We start from the raw sequence: 23,320 nt of genomic DNA, 5'->3' as shown, positions 1-23,320 counted from the left end.
CGCAAAACGCGCAAAACTGTTCGCGATGTCCTCGCACACCTGTTCGCGATGTCTCCGGTCCAAACACCCCCTTGAGGGGGAGATGGCCGGCAGGCCAGAGGGGGGTGCTGTCCAGGGCGCTATCCCGCCGACCTCAGGTCGGCAACATCGGAACTTTCAAAGCTTGAAAATAAAAAACCCGCCTCGCGGGCGGGTCGTTGGAGCCAATTGGCACCACACCCAAATTAGTAGCATAGCTGCCGGCACAAAGCAAGAACAAACTTGCCGTGTTTTAGGGAAATCGCTTCAGGTTGGCATCGCGGCTTCATTCCAGCTTGGGTTCCTCGCCCCACGAAAGTGGGGGCGAGGAACCCAAGTCTACGCCTTGCCTGGAAAGCAACTAGACCCGGTAAATCCACTGTTCCGGCACGCGCACCGAAATCTCCTCGCCGGCCGTGATCGCGCCGGGCTTCTCGACCCAGGCGACGAGCCCACGCAAGCGCTTCGCCGCTTTCGGGAACAGCAGCGCGCCGGCCTCATGATCGGCCATCCCGGCATTCTCGGCGACCGACCTGCCCGCGATGCGGCAAGGCCCGTTCTGCGCGTCGATCTTGACGGTCGCGCCGCCTTTGAAGAACAGCTGCGTGCCGGACGGCAGCATCGAGAGGTGCGGCAGGCCTTCGATCAGGAGATTGGCGCCGATCCATTCCGGCTTGATCTCGGCGATGCCCATCCGTTCGGCGACGATTGCCAGTTCGTCCGCTGCCACGATCGACAATTGCCGCTCGTTGCGCATCTCGGTGCCGCGCGGATACCAGGGTTCCCGCCCGCCGGAGCGCCGCGTTGTGCCGGCGTGGAAATCGCCGTCGATGCCGTCGAAGCCGAGTTGCAACTTATCCACTGCCCGTGTCTCGAAATGATCGAACGGTGCGAGGTAAAGCGCGGCCACCATGGCGGCGAGTTTTCGCGCCGGCACGATCTCGACCGGAGTTTCGGTTGCGGGAAACATATCCAGCATTGGTTTCATTCCTTGCGACGGGGCGCAGTTAGCCGAAGTCGATTTACAGCGTCCAGTCGAAGTGAAGCTCAGTCGTCATACATGCCCTGAAGCGCGAAAAACCCGCGTCCGATTCGGCAGCGGGGTTTTCGAACTTATTGTCCGTGACGGAACTTCCACCGACCATTGTCTGCGTCAACCAGGTGAATCGTTTGTTTCCACCCAATTACCCAAGCCATCATTCCACTTTAAACGAATAAACCGTGAATACCGGATCCGCGCTGTTGAGGTTTACAAACTTGATGTGGTCATTCAGATTTTTATCCACTATCGGAAAAATTTCCTGATCACCGTTCGCCATTTTACATTCAAATCGAGCGCTAGCGGAAGTTTTTAATACCCTCACAGCAAATCTAGATCCTGTATATAAGGTGAGCGGCTTTTGCTCCTTATCCTCGTAAGTCTTTGAAATCTTTAGTTGAGGGACAGACGCGATGACGAGCACTCTGTCTGAATTGGTCTGGAAAATACGACTGGCGTGGCTCTCCTGAAGCCTCATAGGAGCAGCTCTCACAAAGGCACAAGGGTTGTCACCATCCAATTTTATACAGGTATAAGGTCCGTTTAGGTCAGCGTCTGTCTTTATAATATAGTTTTCTCTTGATGGTGATATTTCTGCAGTGCAATTCTTCTCCCCCCCGCCGCCAGTCTCGCATCCTCCCTGAGCCAATTCAGAAATCGGCTCTGCTGTTCTATTCTCAAAGGTAACAAAAAAGTCGCATTGCGCATATTTTCTGGAATCAAGAGCCTCATTAGCCAACGCGCTGGTGGCGAAGATTGTCGCAACGACCGTACACACTAGTGCTTTCATGATATCCCCCCAAAAGATAGTTATCAGAAAATCATAGTTTACTGATTTTGACAATGGACTTGTTTTTTGTGCAACCGCACGAGTAGTTTTCGACCCTGCCAGCCTCTACTGCCTGCTCTGCGAGACTCTGAACCATAGCTGGAAGCCGTGCCATGAGCAGTGCATCAGCCCTCTTCTGCTGCGCCTTCAGCAGGGCGGCATCGCCAATCAGATCGAGCAGCACGCGCTGCTGGAGCATCGCCAGCCATGGCGACAGTGCTTGGCAGCATTTCGACATCCTTCATCCGGCCCGCGACATACCATCGCCAGCGCCGATACAGATTTCACGCTCGGCGAGCGCGATAAAGGCATTGACCTGATTTGGATCGAGATAGGATTGGTGTGGCGCCCGGCAGCGCATCGCCCTTCTTGTTGATGCCAGTTACCTCGACCAGACGGGCCACCGTCTCATCCCGGCGATCGACAATGCGGCCGGTGAGTTGGTGCTGCGTCCAGCGTTGATGCTCGAATCAAGGCGGCTGATACGATTCGGCGCCGACAACCCCCTTCCAGGCTGGACCAGCTCCATTCCGCGCCCGTGCCGCATTGCTGTCGCGCTGCATCGGCTGATAATATCCGATCAGGTCAAGCCCGCGGAGGTTCATCATGCATCCCGCATCGGCAATCGCGCTGCTGTGGCTGCTCTGGGTGGTTTCATGGGCCGCGGCCGCCTTCTGGGCCGACCGGGCCGAAAAACGCGCCGGCTTCGGGGTGGAGCTTCCATCCCGCGCCGTCATGGTGCTCGGCACGATCCTTCTCTTCATCCCGGCGCACGGTTATGCCGGCCGGCTGAGGCTTTGGACGCCGAACCTTGCCGAAGCGTGGATCTGCGTCGCGCTGATTGCCGCCGGCCTGGCATTCGCCTGGTGGGCGCGGCTGCATCTTGGCCGCCTGTGGTCGGCCACGGTCACCGCCAAGGCCGCGCATCGCGTCGTCGACACCGGCCCTTACCGGCTGGTCCGCCACCCGATCTATACCGGGCTGCTTCTGGCGATCCTCGCCACCATGGCGGCGAAAGGCACGGTCTGGGGCGTTGCTGGCGCCATCCTCATCACCGTCGGCATCGTCATGAAGGCAAGGCTGGAGGAGCATTTTCTGCGCGGCGAACTGGGTCGCGCTTACGACGACTATGCCAGGCGCGTTCCGATGCTGGTGCCGTTCGCGCCGAGCTAATGCATGACGCCCAAAAGTGTGCAGCGGTTTTGGGACAACGACATGCGTAAAACAAAAATCTAAAGCATGCGCAACAGCGCGCCGCCGATCGAGTAGCCGGCGCCGAAGGCGCAGAGCAGGCCGTAGTCGCCGGCCTTCATGTCGGCATGGTTCTCCGACAGGGCGATGATGGCACCGGCGGCGGCGGTGTTGCCGAGGCGCTCCAGCACCATCGGCGCGCGGTCATGGTCGACGTCATGGCCGAACGACAGTTTCAGGATCATGGCGTTCATCCGTGCATTGGCCTGATGCAGCCAGAAGCGCCGGATCGCTTGCGGCGTCAGCCCGTGTTCGGCCAGGAATTCGACGATGAACTTGTGGCCGGCGACGGTGACTTCCTTGAACACCTTGTTGCCGATCTGCTTGATCAGATTGCCTTCCAGATCGATCATGTACGGATCGTCCTGGGCAGCGCGGGTATAATAACCGAGATTGGTGCGGATGCTGTTCGACATCTGCGTCCAGGCGCGCGTGTCGAGCACCTCGAAGCGCCCCGGCCGCTTCTCGCCTTGGGCAAGCCCTTCGACGATCATCGACACGGAAGCGTCGCCGAAGATGAAATGCGTCTGCCGGTCGCGAAAATTAAGATGCCCGGTGATGATCTCCGGCGTCGTCACCAGCACGCGCTTGTGCGCCCCTGCCCGCACCAGATTGACGGCGATGTGCAACGCCGCCGCTGCCGAAGAGCAGCCAAGCCCCATATCGAAGCCGGCGCCTTTCGTCCCCAGCGCCTGCTGCATTTCGATGGCGATCGCCGGATAGGGCCGCTGATGGTGCGAGGCCGAGCAGATCACCAGGTCGATATCCCCCGGCTTCAGCCCGGCATGATCGAGCGCCTTGCCGGCCGAAGCGATGCCGAACTCGGCCTCCAGCGACAGCGCATCGTCGGGCCGCGCCGGGAAGCGCGGCGCCATGCGGGTCGGGTCGAGGATGCCTTCCCGTTCGATGACATGGCGGGTCTGGACGCCCGAGGCATGGACGATGAAGGCACTGTCCGATTTCTGTAGCAGCGGCTCGCCCGACACCTCGCGCCGGATGTTCTCCATGTCCACCCAGCTGTTGAAGCTGGCGACGAGTTCCTCATTGGTGATCGAGGCTTCGGGGATTTCAACGCCGATGCCGCTGATGATGACGCGATGCATTTTCCAGTTCGTCCCGTGCGCAGGCGTTGCGGCTTCATGTCGACGCCGCAAAAAGCTCGGCGCAACCTCTTTTGCACCTAGCCAGTTTATGCCGGCTTAAATCAAGTCCCTGGGACGGGTCTAAAAGTTTCTAAGCGGAACGCCGCGCCACGATGAAGAGACGGGGAAAGCGCAGCAACACCTTGCCGCTTGCCGTTTTCGGATAGGCTTCGCTGATCCCGGCCGTGTAGCGCTTCAGGAAAAGCTGCCGCTCGTTCTCGTCGAGCGGATCGAGGAACGGCTTCAGCCCCGTCGACTTCACCCATTCGACGATCGCCTCGGCATCGGCCAGCGGATGGTTGTAGATCGTGTGCCAGATATCGAGCCGATCCGAGAATGGCGACAAAAGGTCGTAATAGAACGCGACCGGCGGCAGCGGCGCGCGGGCCGCGCGCTCGAGCTTTTCGGCGAACGGCATCTCGGCCGCGGTCTCCCGCATCAGCCGGTGCGAAGGCTCGGCCATATTGTCCGGCATCTGCACGGCAAGCGCGCCGCCGGGCGCCAAAAATCCCATCAGCCGCTGGAAGACTGCCGGGTGCTCCGGCAGCCACTGAAACACCGCATTGGCAAAGATCACGTCGACCGGTTCGTTCGGCTGCCACGCCGCCGCATCCGCCAGCGCAAGGGTGACGCCGGGCAGGCGCGCCTTCGCCTTCTCGATCATGTCGAGGGAGGTATCGAAGCCGCTGATCTGCGCCTGCGGCCAGCGCTCGACCAGCAATTCGGTCGAATTGCCCGGCCCGCAGCCAATGTCGACCACCCGGCGCGGTTCCGGCACCGGCACCTGCGCAACGAGATCGCGCGCCGGGCGGGTGCGCTCGTCCTCGAATTTCAGGTAGAGGGCGGCGGACCAGTCGGCCATCTTGGTTCCTCAGATCATTTCAGAATTCGCCGCCCTGTAAATGTCTTACCGCGTCAGCCGCTTATACGTCATCCTGTGCGGATTGACCGCCTCAGGCCCAAGCCGGCGGATCTTGTCCTGCTCGTAATCCTCGAAATTGCCTTCGAACCATTCGACGTGGCTATCGCCCTCGAAGGCGAGGATGTGCGTCGCCAGGCGATCGAGGAACATGCGATCGTGCGAGATGATGACGGCGCAGCCGGCGAAGCTCTCGAGCGCGTCTTCAAGTGCAGCCAGCGTTTCGGTATCGAGATCGTTGGTCGGTTCGTCGAGCAGCAGCACATTGCCGCCGGTCTTCAGCATCTTGGCCAGATGCACGCGGTTGCGCTGGCCGCCGGACAGGTTGCCGACCTTCTGCTGCTGGTCGCCGCCGCGGAAATTGAACGACGCGCAATAGGCGCGGGTGTTGGCTTCGAACTTGCCAAGCTTGACCACTTCGGCGCCGCCCGAGATCTCTTCCCAGACCGTCTTGGTCGGGTCGAGCGCGTCGCGGCTCTGGTCGACATAACCGAGCTTGACCGTCTCGCCGACGCGAATGGTGCCGGCGTCCGGCTTTTCCTGGCCGGTGATCATGCGGAACAGCGTCGTCTTGCCGGCGCCGTTCGGGCCGATGACGCCGACGATGCCGCCGGGCGGCAGCTTGAATTCGAGATCGTCGATCAAAAGCGTGTCGCCAAAGCCCTTCGACAAGCCCTCGACCTCGATCACCACATTGCCGAGCCGCTCGCCATGCGGAATGACGATCTGGGTGTCGCTCGGACGCCGCTTGTCGGCTGCATCCAGCAGATCCTGGAACGCCTGGATACGGGCTTTCGACTTGGTCTGCCGGGCTTTCGGGCTGGACTGGATCCACTCGCGCTCGCGGCCGATCGCCCGCTGGCGCGCATCGTCCTCGCGGCCTTCCTGCTTGAGCCGCTTGGCCTTGGCTTCGAGATATTTGGTGTAGTTGCCTTCGTAGGGGATACCGCGGCCGCGATCGAGCTCGAGGATCCAGCCGGTGACATTGTCGAGGAAGTAGCGATCGTGGGTGATGATCATCACCGCGCCCGGATACGCCCGCAGATGCTTTTCCAGCCACGCCGTCGTCTCGGCGTCGAGATGGTTGGTCGGCTCGTCGAGCAGCAGAAGGTCGGGCTGGCGCAGCAAGAGCTGGCAAAGCGCGACGCGACGGCGTTCGCCGCCCGACAGCTTGGTGACATCGGCCTCCTTGGGCGGGCAGCCGAGTGCCTCCATCGCCATCTCGACCTGCTGTTCGAGATCCCAGAGGTTGAGCCGGTCCATCTCGTCCTGCAGCTTGGCCGACTCGTCCGCCGTCTCGTCGGAATAGTTCATCATCAATTCGTTGTAGCGCTCGATGATGGCGGTCTTGGCGGCGGCGCCTTCCATGACGTTTTCGAACACGTTCTTGTTCGGATCGAGCGCCGGCTCCTGCGCCAGGTAACCGACGGTAGCACCCTCGGCCAGCCAGGCCTCGCCGCTCCACTCCTTGTCGATGCCGGCCATGATCTTGAGGATCGTCGACTTGCCGGCGCCGTTGGGGCCGAGGATGCCGATCTTGGCGTCCGGATAGAAGGACAGATGAATGTTCTCGAGCACCTTCTTGGTGCCGTAGGCCTTGTTGAGGCCGGCCATGTGATAGATGAACTGGCGTGCCACGCGCGCTTTCCCTGAAAAGTCGACTGATGTCGGATTGGATGGAAGTTGGGGGCTATGTAAGCGATGCGGCCGCGAACGGCAAACAGTTTTGGCCGTAAAGCAATTCCAGGAAAAGCGTGAAACGGTTTTCCGTCCGGAATTGCGTCAAAACAAAAAAGATCGAGCGGTTCAGCGGTTCCGTGAAACGATAACCCGCTCCAGGCGGATTTGGTCGCACCCGCAAACGCTTAGCCGCTTCATTTCGTGCCGGCGCCCAGGCGAAAGCTCCGGTTAACCATTCCGCGTCAAACAATGTTGGATGGGAAATCGCTGGCAGCCGCGATTTCGGGGAGAGAGATCGGGCCGTGTTGAACAGTTTCCTGCTTTTTGCCGAAGCGGTTCTCTATTTCGGCATCATGGTCACGCTTTTCCGGTTCAGGGGCCGCATCGGCCTCGGCGTCTTTGTTTGCGCCCTTGGCGTCATGCATTTCCTGGAAACCTATCTCGCCAGCGTCTTCTACGTCGCGCTGCCGTTCGGCATGGTATCGCCGGGTTCGGCCGTGCTGTTTTCCGGCAAGCTGGTCATGCTGCTCCTGCTCTACATCAAGGAGGACGCGGCAACTGTCCGGCAGCCGATTTACGGCCTGCTGCTCGGCAATGCCCTGATGGTCGGGCTCGTGCTGATCCTGCGCCTGCACGACATCGCACCGCTGCCCGACGGCAAGCTTCCCGACATCGGCTTCATCGACGAGATGGGCTGGCTGATGGTGTGGGGCACGACGCTGCTGTTCGTCGACGCCATCCTGATCATTCTGCTCTATGAAAAGCTCGGCAAATATCTGCGCAAGGCGCTTTTCACCCGCATCCTGGTCTCCGTCGCCTGCGTGCTCACCTTCGACCAGGCAGGCTTTTTCACGGCGCTGCATTTCGTCACCGGTGCGCCGGTCGCGGTGTTCTTCGGCGGCTGGTTCGCCAAGATGGCAGCGGCCCTGGTCTACAGCACCATGCTGGTCGCCTATATCAGGTGGTTCGAGGCGCGGCAGGTGCCGGCGCCGCGCGGGCTTTCCGACATTTTCGACACGCTGACCTATCGCGAGCGCTATGAGGCGCTGGTCGAGCATGTCGGTCGCGACGGCCTCACCGGCCTCCTGCACAGGGGGCGCTTCGACAGCGATGGCGAGGCCGCCGTCGCCGCCAGCCTGCGGACCGCCAGGCCGCTCAGCCTGCTGATCATCGATGTCGACCACTTCAAATCGATCAACGACCGCTTCGGCCACGCCGAGGGAGACAAGGTGCTGAAAGCCCTGGCGATTTTGCTTGGCGAACTTGTCGGGACCGAAGATCAATTGTTCAGGATCGGCGGTGAGGAATTCGCCATCCTCGGCTGGCGTCCGCAGCCGCTCGCCAGGCTGCTGGGCGAAACCGTCAGGCAAGCGGTCAAGACGTCCGCGAGCACCAGCCGGTTCGACATTACCGTCAGCGCCGGCATCTCGACGGTCAGCGAGACGACCCGTTGCCTTGCCGATCTCTTTGCGCTGGCCGACCAGCGCCTCTACAAAGCCAAATCCACGGGACGCGATCGCGTTGTCGGCGAACCGGGCGGCAACGAAGCAGACGCCCGCAACACATGGACCAGGCCGGAGCGCAGCGCCGGCGCGTAACGCTGCCCAGGCCTGCGATTGGCTCAATCAGGATTGTTTGCGCCGCTGCCATCCGCCGATCGCAACCGAAACCGCCATCAGCGCGATCGCCAGCCATTTCAACGCGGTAATAATCGGGCCGGCTTCGATATCGTAGGCAATGAACAGAAGAATGCCCGGCACCAGCAGGCCGCAGAGCACGAGCGTGATCCGGTTGATCTGCCATGACACTTTTGCCGCAAGCGCCTGGTCGCCGGGCACGGCGACAAGCGCGGCCCGCATTGCCTTCGGCGCCACGAGCGTGGTCGAAAGACGCAGCGAAATCGGCAGGCCGATGCCGATGATCAGCAAGGCGCATGCCGCCAGGAGCAGCGAAAACTTGAGCCCACTGGTTTCGGCCGGTACCGGGAACAGCAGCGCCGCCAGCGGCAGGAAGACACAGAACATCCCGAGCGCGGCGATGGCGATGAAGATCGCCGCGTTGACCAGCGTAAACAATTGGTAGGTGCCGCTGCCGACGGGTTTGGCGAGCGTGGTCATGCGCGCCCACTCCACTTCGGTGTAGGAAAAGCCCGGCCACTCCATATGGCCGTCGCGGATCGCCGTCATGCCCTTCGCCCAGAACGCCAGCCGCGCCAGCGCGCCGCCCGTCATACCACTCATCGCCACCCCCTATGAATGATGCGCCCGGGATCATACCATCCCCGGCGCAAAGCGACAGTCGCGTACGGCCTGTTTACTGGAACCCGACGGCATCGACCGCGCCCTTCGGGCAGCCGGCCTTGGCTGTCGGCGCCGAGGCAAGCAGCAGGGCACCGAGCGAAGCGTTCGAAGCGATCGGGCCGGTCAGGCCGAGCGTCAGTTCGCCGATCAGCCGCCTGCCGTTCGAGGGATCGACCACGCAGGACACGCGGACCCGGTCGCCCGCGCCTTTGCCGAAGGCACTGTCGAAGGTGCTGCGGATCTGATCGGATGTCAGTTGCTTGCCGATGTTCTTGATGAAGAGATCGCGCACCGGCGACGCATTCATCGCGCGCATCAGGTTCAAGGCGTCGGCGAAATACTCCTGCTGGCTCTTGCCGTAGCAGGTGCCGTGCTTGATCCATTCATGCCTTTCGAGGGCGGACGCGGTGCCCGGCATCACCTGGTCGAGTTCCGCTCGCGTTTTCGGGTCAAGAGTGACCGACGGCAAATCCCGCCAGTGTGCCGGATCGTCGTTCGCCTTGTCGCTTGCCGCGACCTGGCAATAGAAATTTCCGTTCGGCTGCGGCCACAATCCATGCAAGGTGAAGTGGGTCGCATCGAAACCGGCGGCGGTCTGCGCACGGCATTCGGCCTTGCTGGATTTGGTCTCACAAAAAGCCGGCTGCCAGCTCAGCGCGAAGACATATTCCGGCTTTCCGGACGCCGATGGCTTGTTCGGCTCGGCAGGCGCCGGTGCAGCCGGCATCGTCGACGCGCTGCCGCCCGAAACATGACCGCAGCTGATCTTGACCCAGCGGCGCTCCGGATCGGCGCCCGGCACGCGAATGAGGTAGTGGGTGGGCGCGTCCTTGTTGCCGGCCAGCAGATCATAACTCTGACCAGCCGCGGTCGAGACATTGCCGGGATTCTTGCCGCTCTTGATCGCCTGTGTCGCCGGACAGGCGGCATCGGCGACGAAAGAGCCGGCCATCTTCACATCGGCCCGCGCCGCGCCGGCAAGCAGCACGGCCGCAAGCGCCAATCCGAAAACAAAACCTGTCCGCATAAAGGTCCCTCGGCTGAAAAAGCTGCGGCAACAGACTGCCGTTGTCACCATGTCAGAATTGCGAGCGCGCGGTAAACGTCGGCGCGCAAATCGGTCACGCCGGATTGACGCAAAACCGGTGCCGGCGCAAACAAAACTCGCGTCCGGTATCGTGCCGGGGCGTTGGAGACGACGCGGCGATGCCATTCGACCAACAGCTTGTGCTTCGATCGCCGACCGGCGCCGAGCTCAACCTTTATGTGAAACACGCCATCGGCCAACCGCGCGCCATCGTCCAGATCAATCACGGGTTGGCCGAGCACGCGGCGCGCTATGCCCGTTTCGCCGATTTCCTTGGCGCGCGCGGCTACCAGGTCTACGCGCACGACCACCGTGGCCACGGCGCCACCAAGGCGCCCGACGCGCCACCTGGCAGGTTCGCCGATGCGGATGGCGGTGCCAAGGTCATCGCCGATGTCGCCGCCGTCCATGATCTCATCGCCAGGGAACAGCCGGGCCTGCCGGTCATCGTCTTCGGTCACTCCTTGGGCGCGTCGGTCTCGCTGAACTTTGTCCTCCGCCACTCGGCGCGCATCCATGGCGCCGCGATCTGGAACGGCAATTTCTCGGCCGGACTGCTCGGCCAAATCGCGCTGGCCATGCTTGGTTGGGAAAAGTTCCGGCTTGGCTCAGACGTGCCGTCGCGCATGCTGCCCCGGCTGACGTTCCGGGCCTGGGGCAAGGCGGTGCCCAATCACCGGACGCCGTTCGACTGGCTGTCGCGCGATGCCGCTGAAGTCGAGAAATACATCGCCGACCCGCTTTGCGGCTGGGACGCATCGGTGTCGATGTGGCAGGACATCGTGATGATGACGCTGCATTGCGGCAGCGACCGCAATTTTTCCGGCGTGCGGCGCGACCTGTTCGTCAATCTGGTCGGAGGCGAGCAAGATCCGGCCTCGGACGGCGGCAAGGCGGTCAGCCATCTTGCCGGCCGGATGCACATGATGGGTTTTTCGAATCTCGTTTCAAAGGTTTACGCCAAAACCCGCCACGAAAGCCTGAACGAGATCAACCGAGACATCATCATGGAGGATTTTGCCGCCTGGGCCGACCGCGTGCTGAGGGCACAGTGATACTGGCCCATTGCAAGGGCCGTGACAGCGGCGCGCGGGATTGATAGAGGCTGCGCTTTCGATCAACCACGGTGATCCATGACTGAGCCTCCGCTCAACGGCATCCGCGTCATCGAACTCGCACGCATCCTCGCCGGGCCATGGGCCGGACAGCTGCTTGCCGACCTCGGCGCCGACGTGATCAAGGTCGAGAGCCCGGACGGCGGCGACGACACCCGCAAATGGGGACCGCCCTTCGTCATCGGCCATGACGGCGAGAACCTTTCGGCCGCTTATTACCATTCCTGCAACCGCGGCAAGCGCTCCATCGCCATCGACTTCTCGACGCCCGAGGGTGCCGAGACGGTGCGCCGGCTGGTCGCGACATCGGATGTGCTGATCGAAAACTTCAAAGTCGGCGGACTGAAGAAATACGGCCTCGACTATGACAGCCTGAGGAAAATCAACTCGCGGCTGATCTATTGCTCGATCACCGGTTTTGGCCAGTCGGGACCGTATGCGCCGCGTGCCGGCTATGATTTCATCATCCAGGGCATGGCCGGCATGATGTCGATCACCGGCGAAGCCGGCCGCGAACCGCAAAAGGCGGGCGTCGCTATATCGGATGTTTTCACCGGGCTTTATTCGGTCATCGCCATCCAGGCGGCGCTTCGCCATGCCGAGAAGACCGGCGAAGGCCAGCATATCGACATGGCGCTCTACGACACCCAGATCTCGACGCTCGGCAACCAGAACCTCAACTATCTCGTCTCCGGACAGTCGCCGGTGCAGATGGGCAATGCGCATATGAACATCGCGCCCTACGAAGTGGTGCCGGTGAAAAATGGCCACATCATCCTGGCGGTCGGCAATGACGGCCAGTTCGCAAAGTTCTGCGCTGCCGTCGGCCTCGACGAGCTGGCGTCGAACCCTGACTTCGCCACCAATCCCGCCCGCGTCGCCAACCGGGCGAAGCTGCGCGAGCATATGATCGAGGCGCTGAAAGCCTTCGATCGCGACCCGTTGCTGGCCAGACTTGAGACTGCCGGAGTGCCGGCCAGCCCGATCAACAACATCGGCCAGATGTTTGCCGACCCGCAGACCATAGCGCGCGGCATGCGGCTCGACCTCGATGACGGCCATGGCAATCTCTTGCCCTCGGTGCGGGCGCCGATGGTCATGTCCGGCACGCCACTGGTCTATGAGCGCCCGTCGCCGCGTCTCGGCGAACACACCCAAGAAATCCTTGCCGAACTGGAGAGGTCAGGAAAATGAAGACCGGCGGACAACTCATCGTCGATGCGCTCGAAGCCAACGGAACGGACCGTATCTATTGCGTGCCTGGCGAATCCTATCTGGCGGTGCTCGACGCGCTGCATGATTCACCGATCCGCACAATCGTCTGCCGCCAGGAGGGCGGTGCCGCAATGATGGCCGACTGCCATGGCCGCCTGACCGGCAGGCCCGGCATCTGCTTCGTCACCCGCGGCCCAGGCGCCACCAATGCCTCGGCCGGCATCCACATCGCGATGCAGGATTCAGTCCCCCTCATCCTGTTCATTGGCCAGGTCGCCAGCCACGCCAAGGGGCGCGAGGCCTTCCAGGAGGTCGACTACGTCAGGTTCTTCGGCGATATCGCCAAATGGGTGGTCGAGATCGACGACGCCGCACGCATACCCGAATTCGTCACACGCGCCTTTGCGGTGGCGACGTCCGGTCGCCCGGGCCCGGTCGTCATCTCGCTGCCCGAGGACATGCTGACCAGCCTCGCCGAGGCACCGGACGCCCGGCATTATACCCCTGTCGAGACGCGGCCTGGCGAAGTCGAGCTCGACGCACTGGAAGTGTTGCTCAACAAGGCAAAGCGGCCCTTCGTCATCCTCGGCGGTACGCGCTGGGACGCGCAGGCCGTTGCACGGATGCGGACGATAGCCGAAGCCTGGTCACTGCCGGTCGGCTGCTCCTTCCGCCGCCAGATGCTGTTCGACCATCTCCACCCGAACTATGCCGGCGATGTCGGCATCGGCATCAATCTCAAGGTAGCAACCGCCATCAAGCAGGCCGACCTTGTGCTGCTGATCGGCGGCCGCATGGGCGAGATGCCGTCATCCGACTACACGCTGCTGAAGAGCCCCTATCCCGACCAGACGCTGGTCCATATCCATGCCGACGCCGGCGAACTCGGCCGCGTCTACCGGCCGGCGCTGGCGATCAATGCCTCGCCTGCCGCTTTCGTCGAAGCCTTTGCCAGACGCAAGCCGGCCGCAACGCCGGTGTGGGCGGCTGAGGCAGCGAAGCTGCACGCCGCCTATCTCGACTGGTCGACGCCTCCGGAGAGCGGCCCCGGCGCCGTCCAGATGGGGCCGATCATGAATTATCTCGAAACGATGCTGCCGGACGACGCCATCCTCACCAACGGCGCCGGCAACTACGCCACCTGGGTGCATCGCTACCATCGCTTCCGGCGTTTCGGCACGCAGGCAGCACCCACATCCGGCTCGATGGGCTACGGCACGCCGGCGGCGGTCGCCGCCAAGCAGCTTTTCCCCGACCGCGACGTGATCGCCTTCGCCGGCGACGGCTGTTTCCTGATGAACGGCCAGGAATTCGCCACCGCCGTGCAATACGGGCTGCCGATCATCGTCATCGTCGTCAACAATGGCATCTACGGCACCATCCGCATGCATCAGGAGCGCGAATATCCCGGCCGTGTCGTCGCCACGGACTTGAAGAATCCCGACTTTGCTGCTTTGGCCCGTGCCTATGGCGGCCATGGCGAGACGGTGGAAAAGACCGCCGACTTCGCCGCGGCCTTCGAGCGAGCGCGGGCCAGCGGCAAGCCGTCGATCGTAGAGATCAGGCTCGACCCTGAAGCCATCACGCCGACCCGCACGATGACCCAGATTCGCGACAAGGCCTGACAAAACAGGATGATTGCCCTGTTTTGTCGTCGTGATCTGCCTATTTGGCCTTCTCGATCTGGCCGCGGATCTCGCCATCCGCGTGGGCCGCGGTGTGGATGTTGACGTAATATTTGCCTGCCTCAAGATCGGTGGCCTGGGCATCAGTCAATGTCGCCGAACCCTTGATCGGGCTCTTCAGCTTGCCTTCGAACGGCACCACCGGATCGGCGTTTTGACCCTTTGCCGCCGGGCCGTGAATGTGTGCGGCCTTCGCCGGCCCGCTGAGGCCGGAATATCTCACGGTCCAGCCGAGTTTCTTGGTGGCGGTGTTGAACCTGAGCGTGGCGGTGCCTTTGCCCTTCGTGGTGACGGGCGGGTTCTGCTGAGCACCATCGAGCGTCGCCGTCATCTTTATGGTTTCGGCCAAGGCCGGTGAAGCAGAGAAGATGGCTGCAGAAATGGCCAGCGCCGAAAGCATCGGCGTGAAGGACTGGATGCGCATGGAAACCTCCGTTGTGACACCCTTGAGGCGGGTGCACCGGCACAACGATTTTGCGAGCGGATGTTTCCGCCGGTAACGTTCATTTTACCTCCCACTAAAAAGGGGCGGTCGCCCGCCCCTTTTCCGCTACAAGCCAGTTTGACAGCCCTATTTGATGGCCTTGTCGGTGATCGCCGTCGTGTAGGCGCCGGTAGGCTCCTTGCTGATGATCTTCTGGTCGAGCAGCGCCTTGGCGGTGCGCTCGTAGGTCGCCGGATCGAGCTTGCCATCGGCATTGTCGATCAGCTTGGCGACTTCGCCCATCATGCGCTTTTGGTGATTCTCGTCCTGGCCGCCATTGTCCATGACAATGCCGGCCGCTTCGTCGGAATTGTCGACGGCGTATTTCCAGCCCTTCATCGAAGCGCGCACGAAACGCACCATCTTGTCCTCGAAGGCCGGATCCTTGAGCTTGTCCTCCAGGGCATAGAGCCCGTCTTCGAGCAGATCGTTGCCCATGGCGGAATAGTTGAAGACGGTCAGCTCTTCCGGCTTGTAGCCGGCGTCGATGAGCTGCCAGTACTCGTTATAGGTCATGACCGAAATGCAATCCGCCTGCTTCTGGATCAGCGGCTGCACGTCAAAGCTCTGCTTGAGCACGGTGACGCCGTCCGGCCCGCCATCGGTCTTGAGGCCAAGCTTGTTCATCCAGGCATAGAACGGATATTCGTTGCCGAAGAACCAGACGCCGAGCGTATGGCCTTTGAAGTCGGCTTCGGTCTTGACCGGGCCGTCCTTCGGGCAGACCAGCTCCATGCCGGCCTTCTTGAACGGCTGGGCGATGTTGACCAGCGGCACGCCCTTTTCGCGCGCAGCAAGCGCACCGCCCATCCAGTCGACGATGACGTCGGCGCCGCCGCCGGCAATAACCTGCTCCGGTGCAATGTCCGGTCCGCCGGGCTTGATGTCGACGTCGAGGCCCTCGGCGTCATAGAAGCCCTTGGCTTTGGCGACATAATAGCCGGCGAACTGTGCCTGGGTGACCCATTTCAGCTGCAGCGTCACCTTGTCCGCGGCCATCGCCTGGAACGCGGCAAGCGACATCGCGCCGGCCAGCATCGAAACAACAAGTCTTTTCATGTTTTTACCCTCTGAAGTTAGCGCCCTAAACCCACCGCCCCTATCCACCACGGACAGAGGGATGCCAAAACGTGACTGCTCTCTCGAAAAGAGCGACCACGCCATAAAAGACCGAACCCGCAAGTGCTGCAACTGCGATTTCCGCCCACACCATATCGATGTTCATCCGCCCGACTTCCGTCGAAATGCGGAAGCCCATGCCGACCACCGGCGTGCCGAAGAACTCGGCGACGATGGCGCCGATCAGCGCCAGCGTCGAATTGATCTTCAACGCATTGAAGATGAAGGGTGCCGCCGCCGGCAGCCGCAGCTTGAACAGCGTCTGCCAGTAGCTCGAGGCATAGGTGCGCATCAGGTCGCGCTCCATATGGCCGGAGGCGGCAAGCCCGGCGACGGTGTTCACCAGCATCGGGAAGAAGGTCATGATGATGACCACCGCTGCCTTCGACTGCCAGTCGAAGCCGAACCACATGACCATGATCGGCGCGACGCCGATGATCGGCAGCGCCGACACCATATTGCCGATCGGCAAAAGCCCGCGCCGCAGGAACGGCACGCGGTCGGCGGCGATGGCAACGAGAAAGCCGGCGCTGCTCCCCACCACATAGCCGAAGATAACCGCCTTGAAGATGGTCTGCCTGACATCGGCCCCCAGCACCGGCAGCGAGCCGACGATGCGTGCACCGATGGCGCTTGGCGGCGGCAACAGGATGAAGGGAATGCCGGCACCACGCGTCACCGCCTCCCAGATGATCAGGATCCAGGCGCCGAAGATGGCCGGAATGATCAGGCGCAGGGCGGTTGACGCCCAGCGCGACGTCGGGCGAAACGACGACAAGACCGTTACGCAGCGCCAGGCCAGAAACCACGCCGCGACGAGCAGCAGATAGAAGGATGCGCGAGCGCTGCCCTCATTGCCGGTTATGCCGGCGAGCAGCATCCACGCTGCGCCATGCGCGCCAAGGAACAGCAACACCACCCCGATCATCGGTGGAAAGTTGTCGGCCTCGATTGCCACGAGCAGCAAAATGAAAATCAACACCGTAGTCGCCATGCCGTAACCGGGCGTAGCACTGACGAGCGGCCAAAGAAGCAGCGCGCCGACAAGCAGGACAAGCGCGGCATACCCTTGCCAGGATCGAGGCGTGATTGAGGAAAGGCTCAGGATGGAGCTCATGCCGGCCTTCCGCCCATGGCGCGGTCGACAAGGCGCCCGGCGATGCCGACGACCATCACCAGCAGCGCCGCGACCACCGACCCGGCAACCAGAGCCGACCAGATGTCGATGGTCTGGCTGTAGTAGGCGCCGGCGAGCAATTTGGCGCCGATGCCGGCGACGGCGCCGGTCGGCAACTCGCCGACGATGGCGCCGACCAGGCTGGCGGCCACCGCCACCTTCATCGAGGTGAACAGGAACGGCACCGAAGCCGGCACACGCAATTTCCAGAAGGTCTGCGAGGCACTGGCATTATAGGTGTGCATCAGGTCGAGATGGGTAAGCTCGGGCGAGCGCAGTCCCTTCACCATGCCGACCGCCACCGGGAAGAACGACAGATAGGTCGAGATCAGCGCCTTCGGGATAAGCCCGGTGATGCCGATCGCCGCCAGCACGACGATGATCATCGGCGCCACCGCCAGGATCGGAATGGTCTGCGAGGCGATGATCCACGGCATCAGACTGCGGTCGAGCGTCGCCACATGCACGATGCCGACGGCGATGACGATGCCGAGCGCCGTGCCGAAAGCAAAGCCGAGCAGCGTCGACGACAGCGTCACCCACGCATTGTAGACAAGGCTGCGGTTCGAGGTGATGCTGCGCAGAAAGGTGTTTTCGAAGAAGTTCACCGCCACCTGATGCGGCGCCGGCAGCGTCGGCTTCGGCTGCGCCAGCGTCTTGCCGATGAATTCCACAACACCCGGCGTCTGATTGGCGCGGCGGTCGAGATCGCGCTGGAACGGCGTGTTGAGGATGACGGCCATGACGTACCAGACGACGACGACGCCCAGGAGGATCGAGGTCACCGGAACGATCTTGTCGCGAAACGAGTCCATCTAGCAGGCCTCGCCAGGTAAGCGCCCTCCTCTCCCCGACGGGGAGAGGAGGGCTGGAGCGAAGCGGAGGCCGGGGGAGGGTGACCGCGCTTTTGTCATCCTAGGGCGGAACCGCCGCGAAGCGGCGTGCGTATCGGGAGCGGCCAACCACGCCTTCGTCATCCTAGGGCGAAGCAAGGAGCGAAGCGACGCGGCGCAGACCCTAGGATCCATGCCGTAACCTCCCCGCTCCGCAACGGTGCTGAAAATGGCTCCCTCCACACCGCTCTGCCCGGCGAATATTCTGAACCGCTTGCGCCTTTCGGCCGACGTCACGGCATGGATCCTAGGGTCTGCGCAGGCCGCTTCGCGGCTGCTCCGCCCTAGGATGACGAAGGCATGGGTGGCCCCGCTAGCCCCGCTGGGGAGAGGAGGGAGCTCATCCCGCTCAATCATCATAGCTGTGCCCTGCCCTCAGCCCGTCCCGCACGCGTGCCGCGATGGCCAGGAACTCCGGCGTCTCGCGGATATCGAGCGGCCGCTTTTTCGGCAGCGTCGATTCTATGACGTCGCTGACGCGGCCCGGACGCGGCGACATGACGACGATGCGCGTCGACAGATAGACCGCCTCGGGGATCGAATGGGTGACGAAGCAGATGGTCTTGTTGGTCCGCTCCCAAAGCTCCAGCAGCTGTTCGTTGAGGTGGTCGCGCACGATCTCGTCCAGCGCACCGAACGGCTCGTCCATCAACAAAAGGTCGGCGTCGAAGGCGAGCGCCCGCGCGATCGAGGCGCGCTGCTGCATGCCGCCCGAAAGCTGCCAGGGGTATTTCTTCTCGAAGCCGCTGAGGTTGACAAGGTCGAGGGTTCGCTTGATGCGCGCCGCCTGCTCCGCCCTGGACAGGCCCATGATCTCCAGCGGCAGTGCCACATTGCGCTCGATCGTGCGCCACGGATAAAGTGCGGCCGCCTGGAAGACATAGCCATAGGCGCGGCTCTGGCGCGCCTGCTCGGGCGTCATGCCGTTGACGGAGATGGCTCCCGATGTCGGCTTCTCCAGATCGGCGATGACGCGCAGCAAGGTCGTCTTGCCGCAGCCGGAGGGCCCGATGAAGGACACGAATTCCCCCTTGCCGATCGTCAGGTCGACATTCGACAGCGCCTGTACCGGACCATCATTGGTCTGGAAGGTCAGGCCAAGCTTGCTTGCCGAAACAACGGCTGGCGATACTCCCGTCATCGGCCGTAGCCTGTCGCTTCCGGCCACTGCGGCGCCGGCCGGAATCCCATTGATTTTACCCCGATGTTGCTTTCCACTCGCCCAGTCCTACTCGCCGCAGTTTTACTCGCCCCAGTTCTATGCGCCCCAGTTCTACGCGCCCTTGTCCCATCAGATAGACGCCCGGAGTTGCCCCGATGTCGCCCAAACCGACTTGCCATCTTATCCGCCCTGAAAGCTCTTATGAAGGCAAGCAGGGCCTGAGTTATTTCGCCGGTATCGCCGCCGAAACAGTCGGCTCGTCCGGCATCTGCATGCATCTGCTGACCATGCCGCCGGGTGCCCGCGCCAAGGCGCATATGCACGAAAACCATGAAACCGCGATCTATGTGCTCTCCGGCGAAGTCCATACCTGGTATGGCGACCGGCTCGAACAGCATATCGTGGTCAAGGCCGGCGATCTTTTCTATATTCCCCCCGGCGTGCCGCATCTGCCGGCCAATCTGAGCGACGGCCCCGCCTCGGCGGTCATTGCCCGCACCGATCCCAACGAAAAGGAAAGCGTCGTCCTGCTGCCGGAACTGGACGGGTTGGTCGCCTGACGCCGGCATCGAGGCAGCGGTCGTCATCGGCACCGTCACGAACATGATTTCAGCGGTCCTATCTCTTCAAGGCCGGGAATGGTCACGAAGAAACCGTCCCCTCCTCTGTTGATGACCTTGACGACATCCGTGGTCGTGCCCTCCTCGCCCTCGGCGAAACAGGTGGAGCTCAACAACAGGGTGCCAGGCGCCGTCGTCAGTCGCTGTGCGAACTGGCAGCCGCTGCCATAGGTTTCGACGCCGTCGGCGGTCAGCACGACATAATCGTCGCTGTCCTGATAACCGAGCCGTACACCAGCGCAACCGACCTCATTGCCAAAGGAGCCGGCAAGGACGTCAGCCGCCGCCGGCCCGGCGGCAAGGATCACCGCGGCCATTGAGATAATCGCTCCGTGGCTCGCCAAGCTCAAACGCCCGTCGCCGGGATGCCCGTCCGTTCCACCTTGCGCGGCGCGGAAATTTCCTTCCACGTCGACAGCGCCCGGTTGACCGCCGCGTTCGGCTCGCGAGCGACGAACTCGCCATGGCCGGGCTTCGCCTTGACCTCGTTTTCCTCGATCGACAGTTCGCCGCGCGAGAAGACGAAGCGCGGCAGGCCGGTTACCTCAAAACCTTCGAAGACATTGTAGTCGATCACCGACTGCTGCTTCTTGGCCGTGATCTTCTTCTTGCGCTTCGGGTCCCATACGAGGATGTCGGCGTCCGCGCCTTCGACGATGGCGCCCTTCTTCGGGTACATGTTGAGGATCTTGGCGATGTTGGTCGAGGTCACCGCGACGAACTCGTTCATCGTCAGCCGGCCGGTCTTGACGCCGGTCGTCCACAGCACCGGCAAACGATCCTCGAGCCCGCCCGTGCCGTTCGGGATCTTGGTGAAGTCGCCGACGCCGTTGCGCTTTTGTTTGGTGGTGAAGGCACAATGGTCGGTCGCCACCACTTGCAGCGATCCGGCCTGCAGGCCGGCCCACAGCGAATCCTGGTGCAGTTTGTTGCGGAAGGGCGGGCTCATGACACGGCGCGCCGCATGGTCCCAGTCCTTGTTGAAATATTCGCTCTCGTCGAGCGTCAGGTGCTGGATCAGCGGCTCGCCGAACACCCGCATGCCTTTCTGCCGCGCCCGGCGGATGGCCTCGTGCGCCTGCTCGCAGGAGACATGCACGACATAGAGCGGCACACCGGCCATGTCGGCGATCATGATGGCGCGGTTGGTCGCCTCGCCTTCGACTTCAGGCGGGCGCGAATAGGCGTGTCCCTCCGGGCCGCTGTTGCCCGCCGCCAGCAGCTTCTGCGACAGCGCCGCCACGACGTCGCCATTCTCGGCATGGACCAGCGGCAGCGCGCCAAGATCGGCACAGCGCTGGAACGACGAATAGAGCTCGTCGTCATCGACCATCAGCGCGCCCTTGTAGGCCATGAAATGCTTGAACGAGGTAATGCCCCTGTCAACGACGGTGGCCATCTCATCGAACACCTGCTTGCCCCACCAGCTGATCGCCATGTGGAAGGAATAGTCGCAGGACGCCTTCGAAGTCTTGTTGTCCCACATCTGCAGGGCCTCGAGCAGCGATTGCTGCGGCGCCGGCAGGCAGAAATCGACGACCATGGTCGTGCCGCCGGCAAGGGCCGCGCGGGTACCGGATTCAAAGTCGTCGGCCGAATAGGTGCCCATGAACGGCATTTCGAGATGGGTATGCGGGTCGATGCCGCCCGGCATCACATAGCAGCCGCTGGCGTCGAACTCATGGTCGCCATGCAAATCCGAGCTGATGCCGATGATCTTGCCGTGCTTGAACAGCACATCGGCCTTCCACGTCCGGTCGGCGGTGACGATGGTGCCATTCTTGATGACTTTGGACATTTTCTTGTTCCCTTATTCTCTTCGCGCTTCTTGTGAGCGGCGTTGCGAGGCTATCCCATCATTCGACAATCACCGCCGTGTCGACGACCGCATGGAACAGCACGTCGGCGCCGGCCGCTGCCCATTCCTTGGTGATTTCCTCGGCCTCGTTGTGGCTGAGACCGTCGACGCAGGGGCACATCACCATTGCGGTGGGTGCGACGCGGTTGATCCAGCAGGCGTCATGGCCGGCGCCGGAGACGATGTTGCGATGCGTATATCCCAGGCGCTCCGCCGCATCCCGCACAGCCTTGACGCAGCCCGCGTCGAAAGTGACCGGGTCGAAATGGCCGACCTGCTCGATTTGATATTTGATGTCGAGCGCGTCGCAGATCGTGTCGATGCCTTCGCGGATGCGGCCGTCCATGGCGTCCAGCACCTCCTTTTCCGGCGAGCGGATGTCGATGGTGAAGACGGTGCGCCCGGCAATGATGTTACGCGAGTTCGGATAGACCTCCATATGGCCGACCGCGCCGACGGCGTCGGGTTGATAGTCCATGGCGATCTCGTGCACCAATTCGATCACCCGCGCCATGCCGAGCCCGGCATTGCGCCGCTTCGGCATCGGCGTCGAGCCGGTATGCGCCTCCTTGCCGGTCAACGTCACCTGCAGCCATTTCAGTCCCTGGCCATGGGTGACGACACCAATGTCGATGCCCTCGTCCTCGAGGATCGGGCCCTGCTCGATATGCAATTCGAAGAAGGCGTGGATCTTGCGCTCGCCGACTTTCTCGGTGCCCTTCCAGCCGATCCGTTCGAGCTCCTCGCCGAATTTCTTGCCGTCCTTGTCGACATGCGAATAGACGTCGGCCTGATCGAGCACGCCGGCGAACACCCCGGACGCCATCATCGCCGGCGCAAAGCGGGCGCCTTCCTCGTTGGTCCAGTTGGTGACGACGATCGGGTGCTTAGTCTTGATGCCGAGATCGTTGAGCGAGCGCACGACCTCCAGGCCGCCGAGCACGCCGAGCACGCCGTCATACTTGCCGCCGGTCGGCTGGGTGTCGAGATGGCTGCCGACATAGACCGGCGGCAGGCTGGCATCGGTGCCTTCGCGACGGGCAAACATCGTACCCATCTCGTCGACGCCCATTTCGAGCCCCGCCTCATCGCACCAGCGCTTGAACAGATGCCGCCCTTCGCCGTCCTCGTCAGTCACGGTCTGGCGATTATTGCCGCCGGCAATGCCGGGGCCGATCTTCGCCATCTCCATTATCGAATCCCACAAACGGTCTGAATTGATTCGCAGATTCTCGCCGGGGGCGGCCATATTCTAAAACCTCATTGGTTGTGGCACGCCAGCGTCCCCCTCCCCCTCGAGGGGAGGGTGGCCGCGAAGCGGTCGGGTGGGGTCGGCTGACATGCGCGCGACCTTCTCCTTGACCACCTGTCCGACATGCCAAGCGCTGTTTATGACATTGGGCTCTTCGACGCGAAAGATATCGAACCCGAGCGACCGCAGATAGGCATCACGGACGGCGTCGTGCCGTTTGCCCTTCACCTGTTCGTGCAGATCACCATCGACTTCAACGACCAGCTTTACCGCAAGGCAGGCAAAGTCGACGATATAAGGCCCGATCGGACACTGGCGCCGGAATTTCATCGCAGCCGATTTCAATTCGCGCAGTTCATACCAAAGCAGCGATTCGCCTTTGGTCGCATGTACTCGAAGCGCGCGCGCCTTTTGGCGCATTTCGAAGCTCACGCGGGTCCAGGGCATCACAGGCACCTATGCGGCCGAAGGTCAG

Annotated in this window: 23 protein-coding genes; 6 read left to right on the top strand and 17 right to left on the bottom strand. The window is 62.4% G+C overall.

Features of this window, described 5'->3' with window-relative positions; translation table 11 throughout:
* Nucleotides 1-379: 379 nt before the first annotated feature.
* The 3 genes from NKJ20_RS24295 to NKJ20_RS24285 form a co-directional block, all read right to left on the bottom strand.
* Complete coding sequence (locus NKJ20_RS24295) at nucleotides 380-997, bottom strand: MOSC domain-containing protein (RefSeq protein WP_352684674.1); 618 nt, start codon at nucleotides 995-997, stop codon at nucleotides 380-382.
* A 217-nt stretch (nucleotides 998-1,214) separates the two neighbouring features.
* Entirely contained in the window at nucleotides 1,215-1,847 is a 633-nt protein-coding gene (locus NKJ20_RS24290; RefSeq protein ID WP_352684676.1) for a hypothetical protein, read from the bottom strand.
* Nucleotides 1,848-1,878: 31 nt separating this feature from the next.
* Nucleotides 1,879-2,124, bottom strand: coding sequence for a hypothetical protein (locus NKJ20_RS24285; RefSeq protein ID WP_352684679.1), 246 nt, complete (start codon nucleotides 2,122-2,124; stop codon nucleotides 1,879-1,881).
* 368 nt (nucleotides 2,125-2,492) lie between these two features.
* On the opposite strand from NKJ20_RS24285, the gene NKJ20_RS24280 reads away from it, so the two are divergent.
* Complete coding sequence (locus NKJ20_RS24280; RefSeq protein ID WP_352684680.1) at nucleotides 2,493-3,059, top strand: methyltransferase family protein; 567 nt, start codon at nucleotides 2,493-2,495, stop codon at nucleotides 3,057-3,059.
* 59 nt (nucleotides 3,060-3,118) lie between these two features.
* Here the strand turns inward: NKJ20_RS24280 and NKJ20_RS24275 are convergent, their stop codons facing one another.
* The 3 genes from NKJ20_RS24275 to ettA all read right to left on the bottom strand — a co-directional run bounded on the left by NKJ20_RS24275 (nucleotide 3,119) and on the right by ettA (nucleotide 6,836).
* Nucleotides 3,119-4,240, bottom strand: a complete 1,122-nt coding sequence (locus NKJ20_RS24275) for a beta-ketoacyl-ACP synthase III (protein ID WP_352747554.1) — start codon at nucleotides 4,238-4,240, stop codon at nucleotides 3,119-3,121.
* 130 nt (nucleotides 4,241-4,370) lie between these two features.
* Complete coding sequence (tam, locus tag NKJ20_RS24270) at nucleotides 4,371-5,141, bottom strand: trans-aconitate 2-methyltransferase (RefSeq protein WP_352453384.1); 771 nt, start codon at nucleotides 5,139-5,141, stop codon at nucleotides 4,371-4,373.
* A gap of 45 nt (nucleotides 5,142-5,186) precedes the next feature.
* Nucleotides 5,187-6,836 carry an energy-dependent translational throttle protein EttA gene (gene ettA, locus NKJ20_RS24265; RefSeq protein WP_352747551.1) on the bottom strand — a complete coding sequence of 550 codons (1,650 nt, stop codon included), beginning with the start codon at nucleotides 6,834-6,836 and terminating at the stop codon, nucleotides 5,187-5,189.
* 344 nt (nucleotides 6,837-7,180) lie between these two features.
* Here ettA and NKJ20_RS24260 point away from each other — a divergent pair, with 344 nt between their 5' ends.
* The gene (locus tag NKJ20_RS24260) at nucleotides 7,181-8,476 is read left to right on the top strand and encodes a GGDEF domain-containing protein (protein ID WP_352747548.1); all 1,296 of its coding nucleotides are present in this window, start codon (nucleotides 7,181-7,183) and stop codon (nucleotides 8,474-8,476) included.
* A 27-nt stretch (nucleotides 8,477-8,503) separates the two neighbouring features.
* Here NKJ20_RS24260 and NKJ20_RS24255 read toward each other — a convergent pair whose 3' ends face one another.
* Nucleotides 8,504-9,118, bottom strand: a complete 615-nt coding sequence (locus NKJ20_RS24255; RefSeq protein WP_352747546.1) for a hypothetical protein — start codon at nucleotides 9,116-9,118, stop codon at nucleotides 8,504-8,506.
* Between the two features lie 73 nt (nucleotides 9,119-9,191).
* Entirely contained in the window at nucleotides 9,192-10,205 is a 1,014-nt protein-coding gene (locus tag NKJ20_RS24250) for a ribonuclease T2 family protein (RefSeq protein ID WP_352747544.1), read from the bottom strand.
* A 179-nt stretch (nucleotides 10,206-10,384) separates the two neighbouring features.
* On the opposite strand from NKJ20_RS24250, the gene NKJ20_RS24245 reads away from it, so the two are divergent.
* From NKJ20_RS24245 to NKJ20_RS24235, 3 genes are all read left to right on the top strand, one after another.
* Nucleotides 10,385-11,320 carry an alpha/beta fold hydrolase gene (locus NKJ20_RS24245; protein ID WP_352747542.1) on the top strand — a complete coding sequence of 312 codons (936 nt, stop codon included), beginning with the start codon at nucleotides 10,385-10,387 and terminating at the stop codon, nucleotides 11,318-11,320.
* Between the two features lie 78 nt (nucleotides 11,321-11,398).
* Nucleotides 11,399-12,574 carry a CaiB/BaiF CoA transferase family protein gene (locus NKJ20_RS24240; protein ID WP_352747539.1) on the top strand — a complete coding sequence of 392 codons (1,176 nt, stop codon included), beginning with the start codon at nucleotides 11,399-11,401 and terminating at the stop codon, nucleotides 12,572-12,574.
* Nucleotides 12,571-14,220: a thiamine pyrophosphate-binding protein gene (locus NKJ20_RS24235; protein WP_352453391.1), complete on the top strand. Its 1,650-nt coding sequence runs from the start codon at nucleotides 12,571-12,573 to the stop codon at nucleotides 14,218-14,220. The genes NKJ20_RS24240 and NKJ20_RS24235 overlap by 4 nt, the downstream gene beginning before the upstream one ends.
* A 40-nt stretch (nucleotides 14,221-14,260) precedes the next feature.
* On the opposite strand, the gene NKJ20_RS24230 is transcribed toward NKJ20_RS24235, so the two are convergent.
* The 5 genes from NKJ20_RS24230 to NKJ20_RS24210 all read right to left on the bottom strand — a co-directional run bounded on the left by NKJ20_RS24230 (nucleotide 14,261) and on the right by NKJ20_RS24210 (nucleotide 19,094).
* On the bottom strand, nucleotides 14,261-14,704 hold the full coding sequence (locus NKJ20_RS24230) for a CHRD domain-containing protein (RefSeq protein ID WP_352453392.1): 444 nt from the start codon (nucleotides 14,702-14,704) through the stop codon (nucleotides 14,261-14,263).
* Nucleotides 14,705-14,851: 147 nt separating this feature from the next.
* Nucleotides 14,852-15,823 carry an ABC transporter substrate-binding protein gene (locus NKJ20_RS24225; RefSeq protein ID WP_352453393.1) on the bottom strand — a complete coding sequence of 324 codons (972 nt, stop codon included), beginning with the start codon at nucleotides 15,821-15,823 and terminating at the stop codon, nucleotides 14,852-14,854.
* Between the two features lie 40 nt (nucleotides 15,824-15,863).
* Nucleotides 15,864-17,000 carry an ABC transporter permease gene (locus tag NKJ20_RS24220; RefSeq protein ID WP_352453394.1) on the bottom strand — a complete coding sequence of 379 codons (1,137 nt, stop codon included), beginning with the start codon at nucleotides 16,998-17,000 and terminating at the stop codon, nucleotides 15,864-15,866.
* Nucleotides 16,997-17,875: an ABC transporter permease gene (locus NKJ20_RS24215; RefSeq protein ID WP_352747536.1), complete on the bottom strand. Its 879-nt coding sequence runs from the start codon at nucleotides 17,873-17,875 to the stop codon at nucleotides 16,997-16,999. Before NKJ20_RS24215 ends, NKJ20_RS24220 begins: the two co-directional genes overlap by 4 nt.
* A gap of 427 nt (nucleotides 17,876-18,302) precedes the next feature.
* Nucleotides 18,303-19,094, bottom strand: a complete 792-nt coding sequence (locus tag NKJ20_RS24210; RefSeq protein ID WP_352453396.1) for an ABC transporter ATP-binding protein — start codon at nucleotides 19,092-19,094, stop codon at nucleotides 18,303-18,305.
* A 176-nt stretch (nucleotides 19,095-19,270) separates the two neighbouring features.
* Here NKJ20_RS24210 and NKJ20_RS24205 point away from each other — a divergent pair, with 176 nt between their 5' ends.
* A complete protein-coding gene (locus NKJ20_RS24205; RefSeq protein WP_352453397.1) occupies nucleotides 19,271-19,675 on the top strand; it encodes a cupin domain-containing protein in 405 nt (134 codons plus the stop codon).
* Between the two features lie 35 nt (nucleotides 19,676-19,710).
* Here NKJ20_RS24205 and NKJ20_RS24200 read toward each other — a convergent pair whose 3' ends face one another.
* From NKJ20_RS24200 to NKJ20_RS24185, 4 genes are read right to left on the bottom strand one after another with little or no spacing between them, the layout of a single operon-like run.
* Nucleotides 19,711-20,052, bottom strand: a complete 342-nt coding sequence (locus NKJ20_RS24200) for a hypothetical protein (RefSeq protein ID WP_031211553.1) — start codon at nucleotides 20,050-20,052, stop codon at nucleotides 19,711-19,713.
* Between the two features lie 29 nt (nucleotides 20,053-20,081).
* Nucleotides 20,082-21,533 (bottom strand): dihydropyrimidinase, encoded by a 1,452-nt coding sequence (gene hydA, locus NKJ20_RS24195; protein WP_352747533.1) that lies wholly within the window; start codon nucleotides 21,531-21,533, stop codon nucleotides 20,082-20,084.
* A gap of 58 nt (nucleotides 21,534-21,591) precedes the next feature.
* Nucleotides 21,592-22,842, bottom strand: a complete 1,251-nt coding sequence (locus NKJ20_RS24190; RefSeq protein WP_352747530.1) for a Zn-dependent hydrolase — start codon at nucleotides 22,840-22,842, stop codon at nucleotides 21,592-21,594.
* A gap of 3 nt (nucleotides 22,843-22,845) precedes the next feature.
* Nucleotides 22,846-23,292: an endonuclease domain-containing protein gene (locus NKJ20_RS24185; RefSeq protein WP_352747528.1), complete on the bottom strand. Its 447-nt coding sequence runs from the start codon at nucleotides 23,290-23,292 to the stop codon at nucleotides 22,846-22,848.
* Nucleotides 23,293-23,320: the final 28 nt, after the last annotated feature.

This window comes from Mesorhizobium sp. M0185 (assembly GCF_040322175.1).
Lineage (GTDB): Bacteria > Pseudomonadota > Alphaproteobacteria > Rhizobiales > Rhizobiaceae > Mesorhizobium.
The sequence above is the reverse complement of the archived record's forward strand: the minus strand, read 5'-3'. Positions and strand labels throughout refer to the sequence as shown.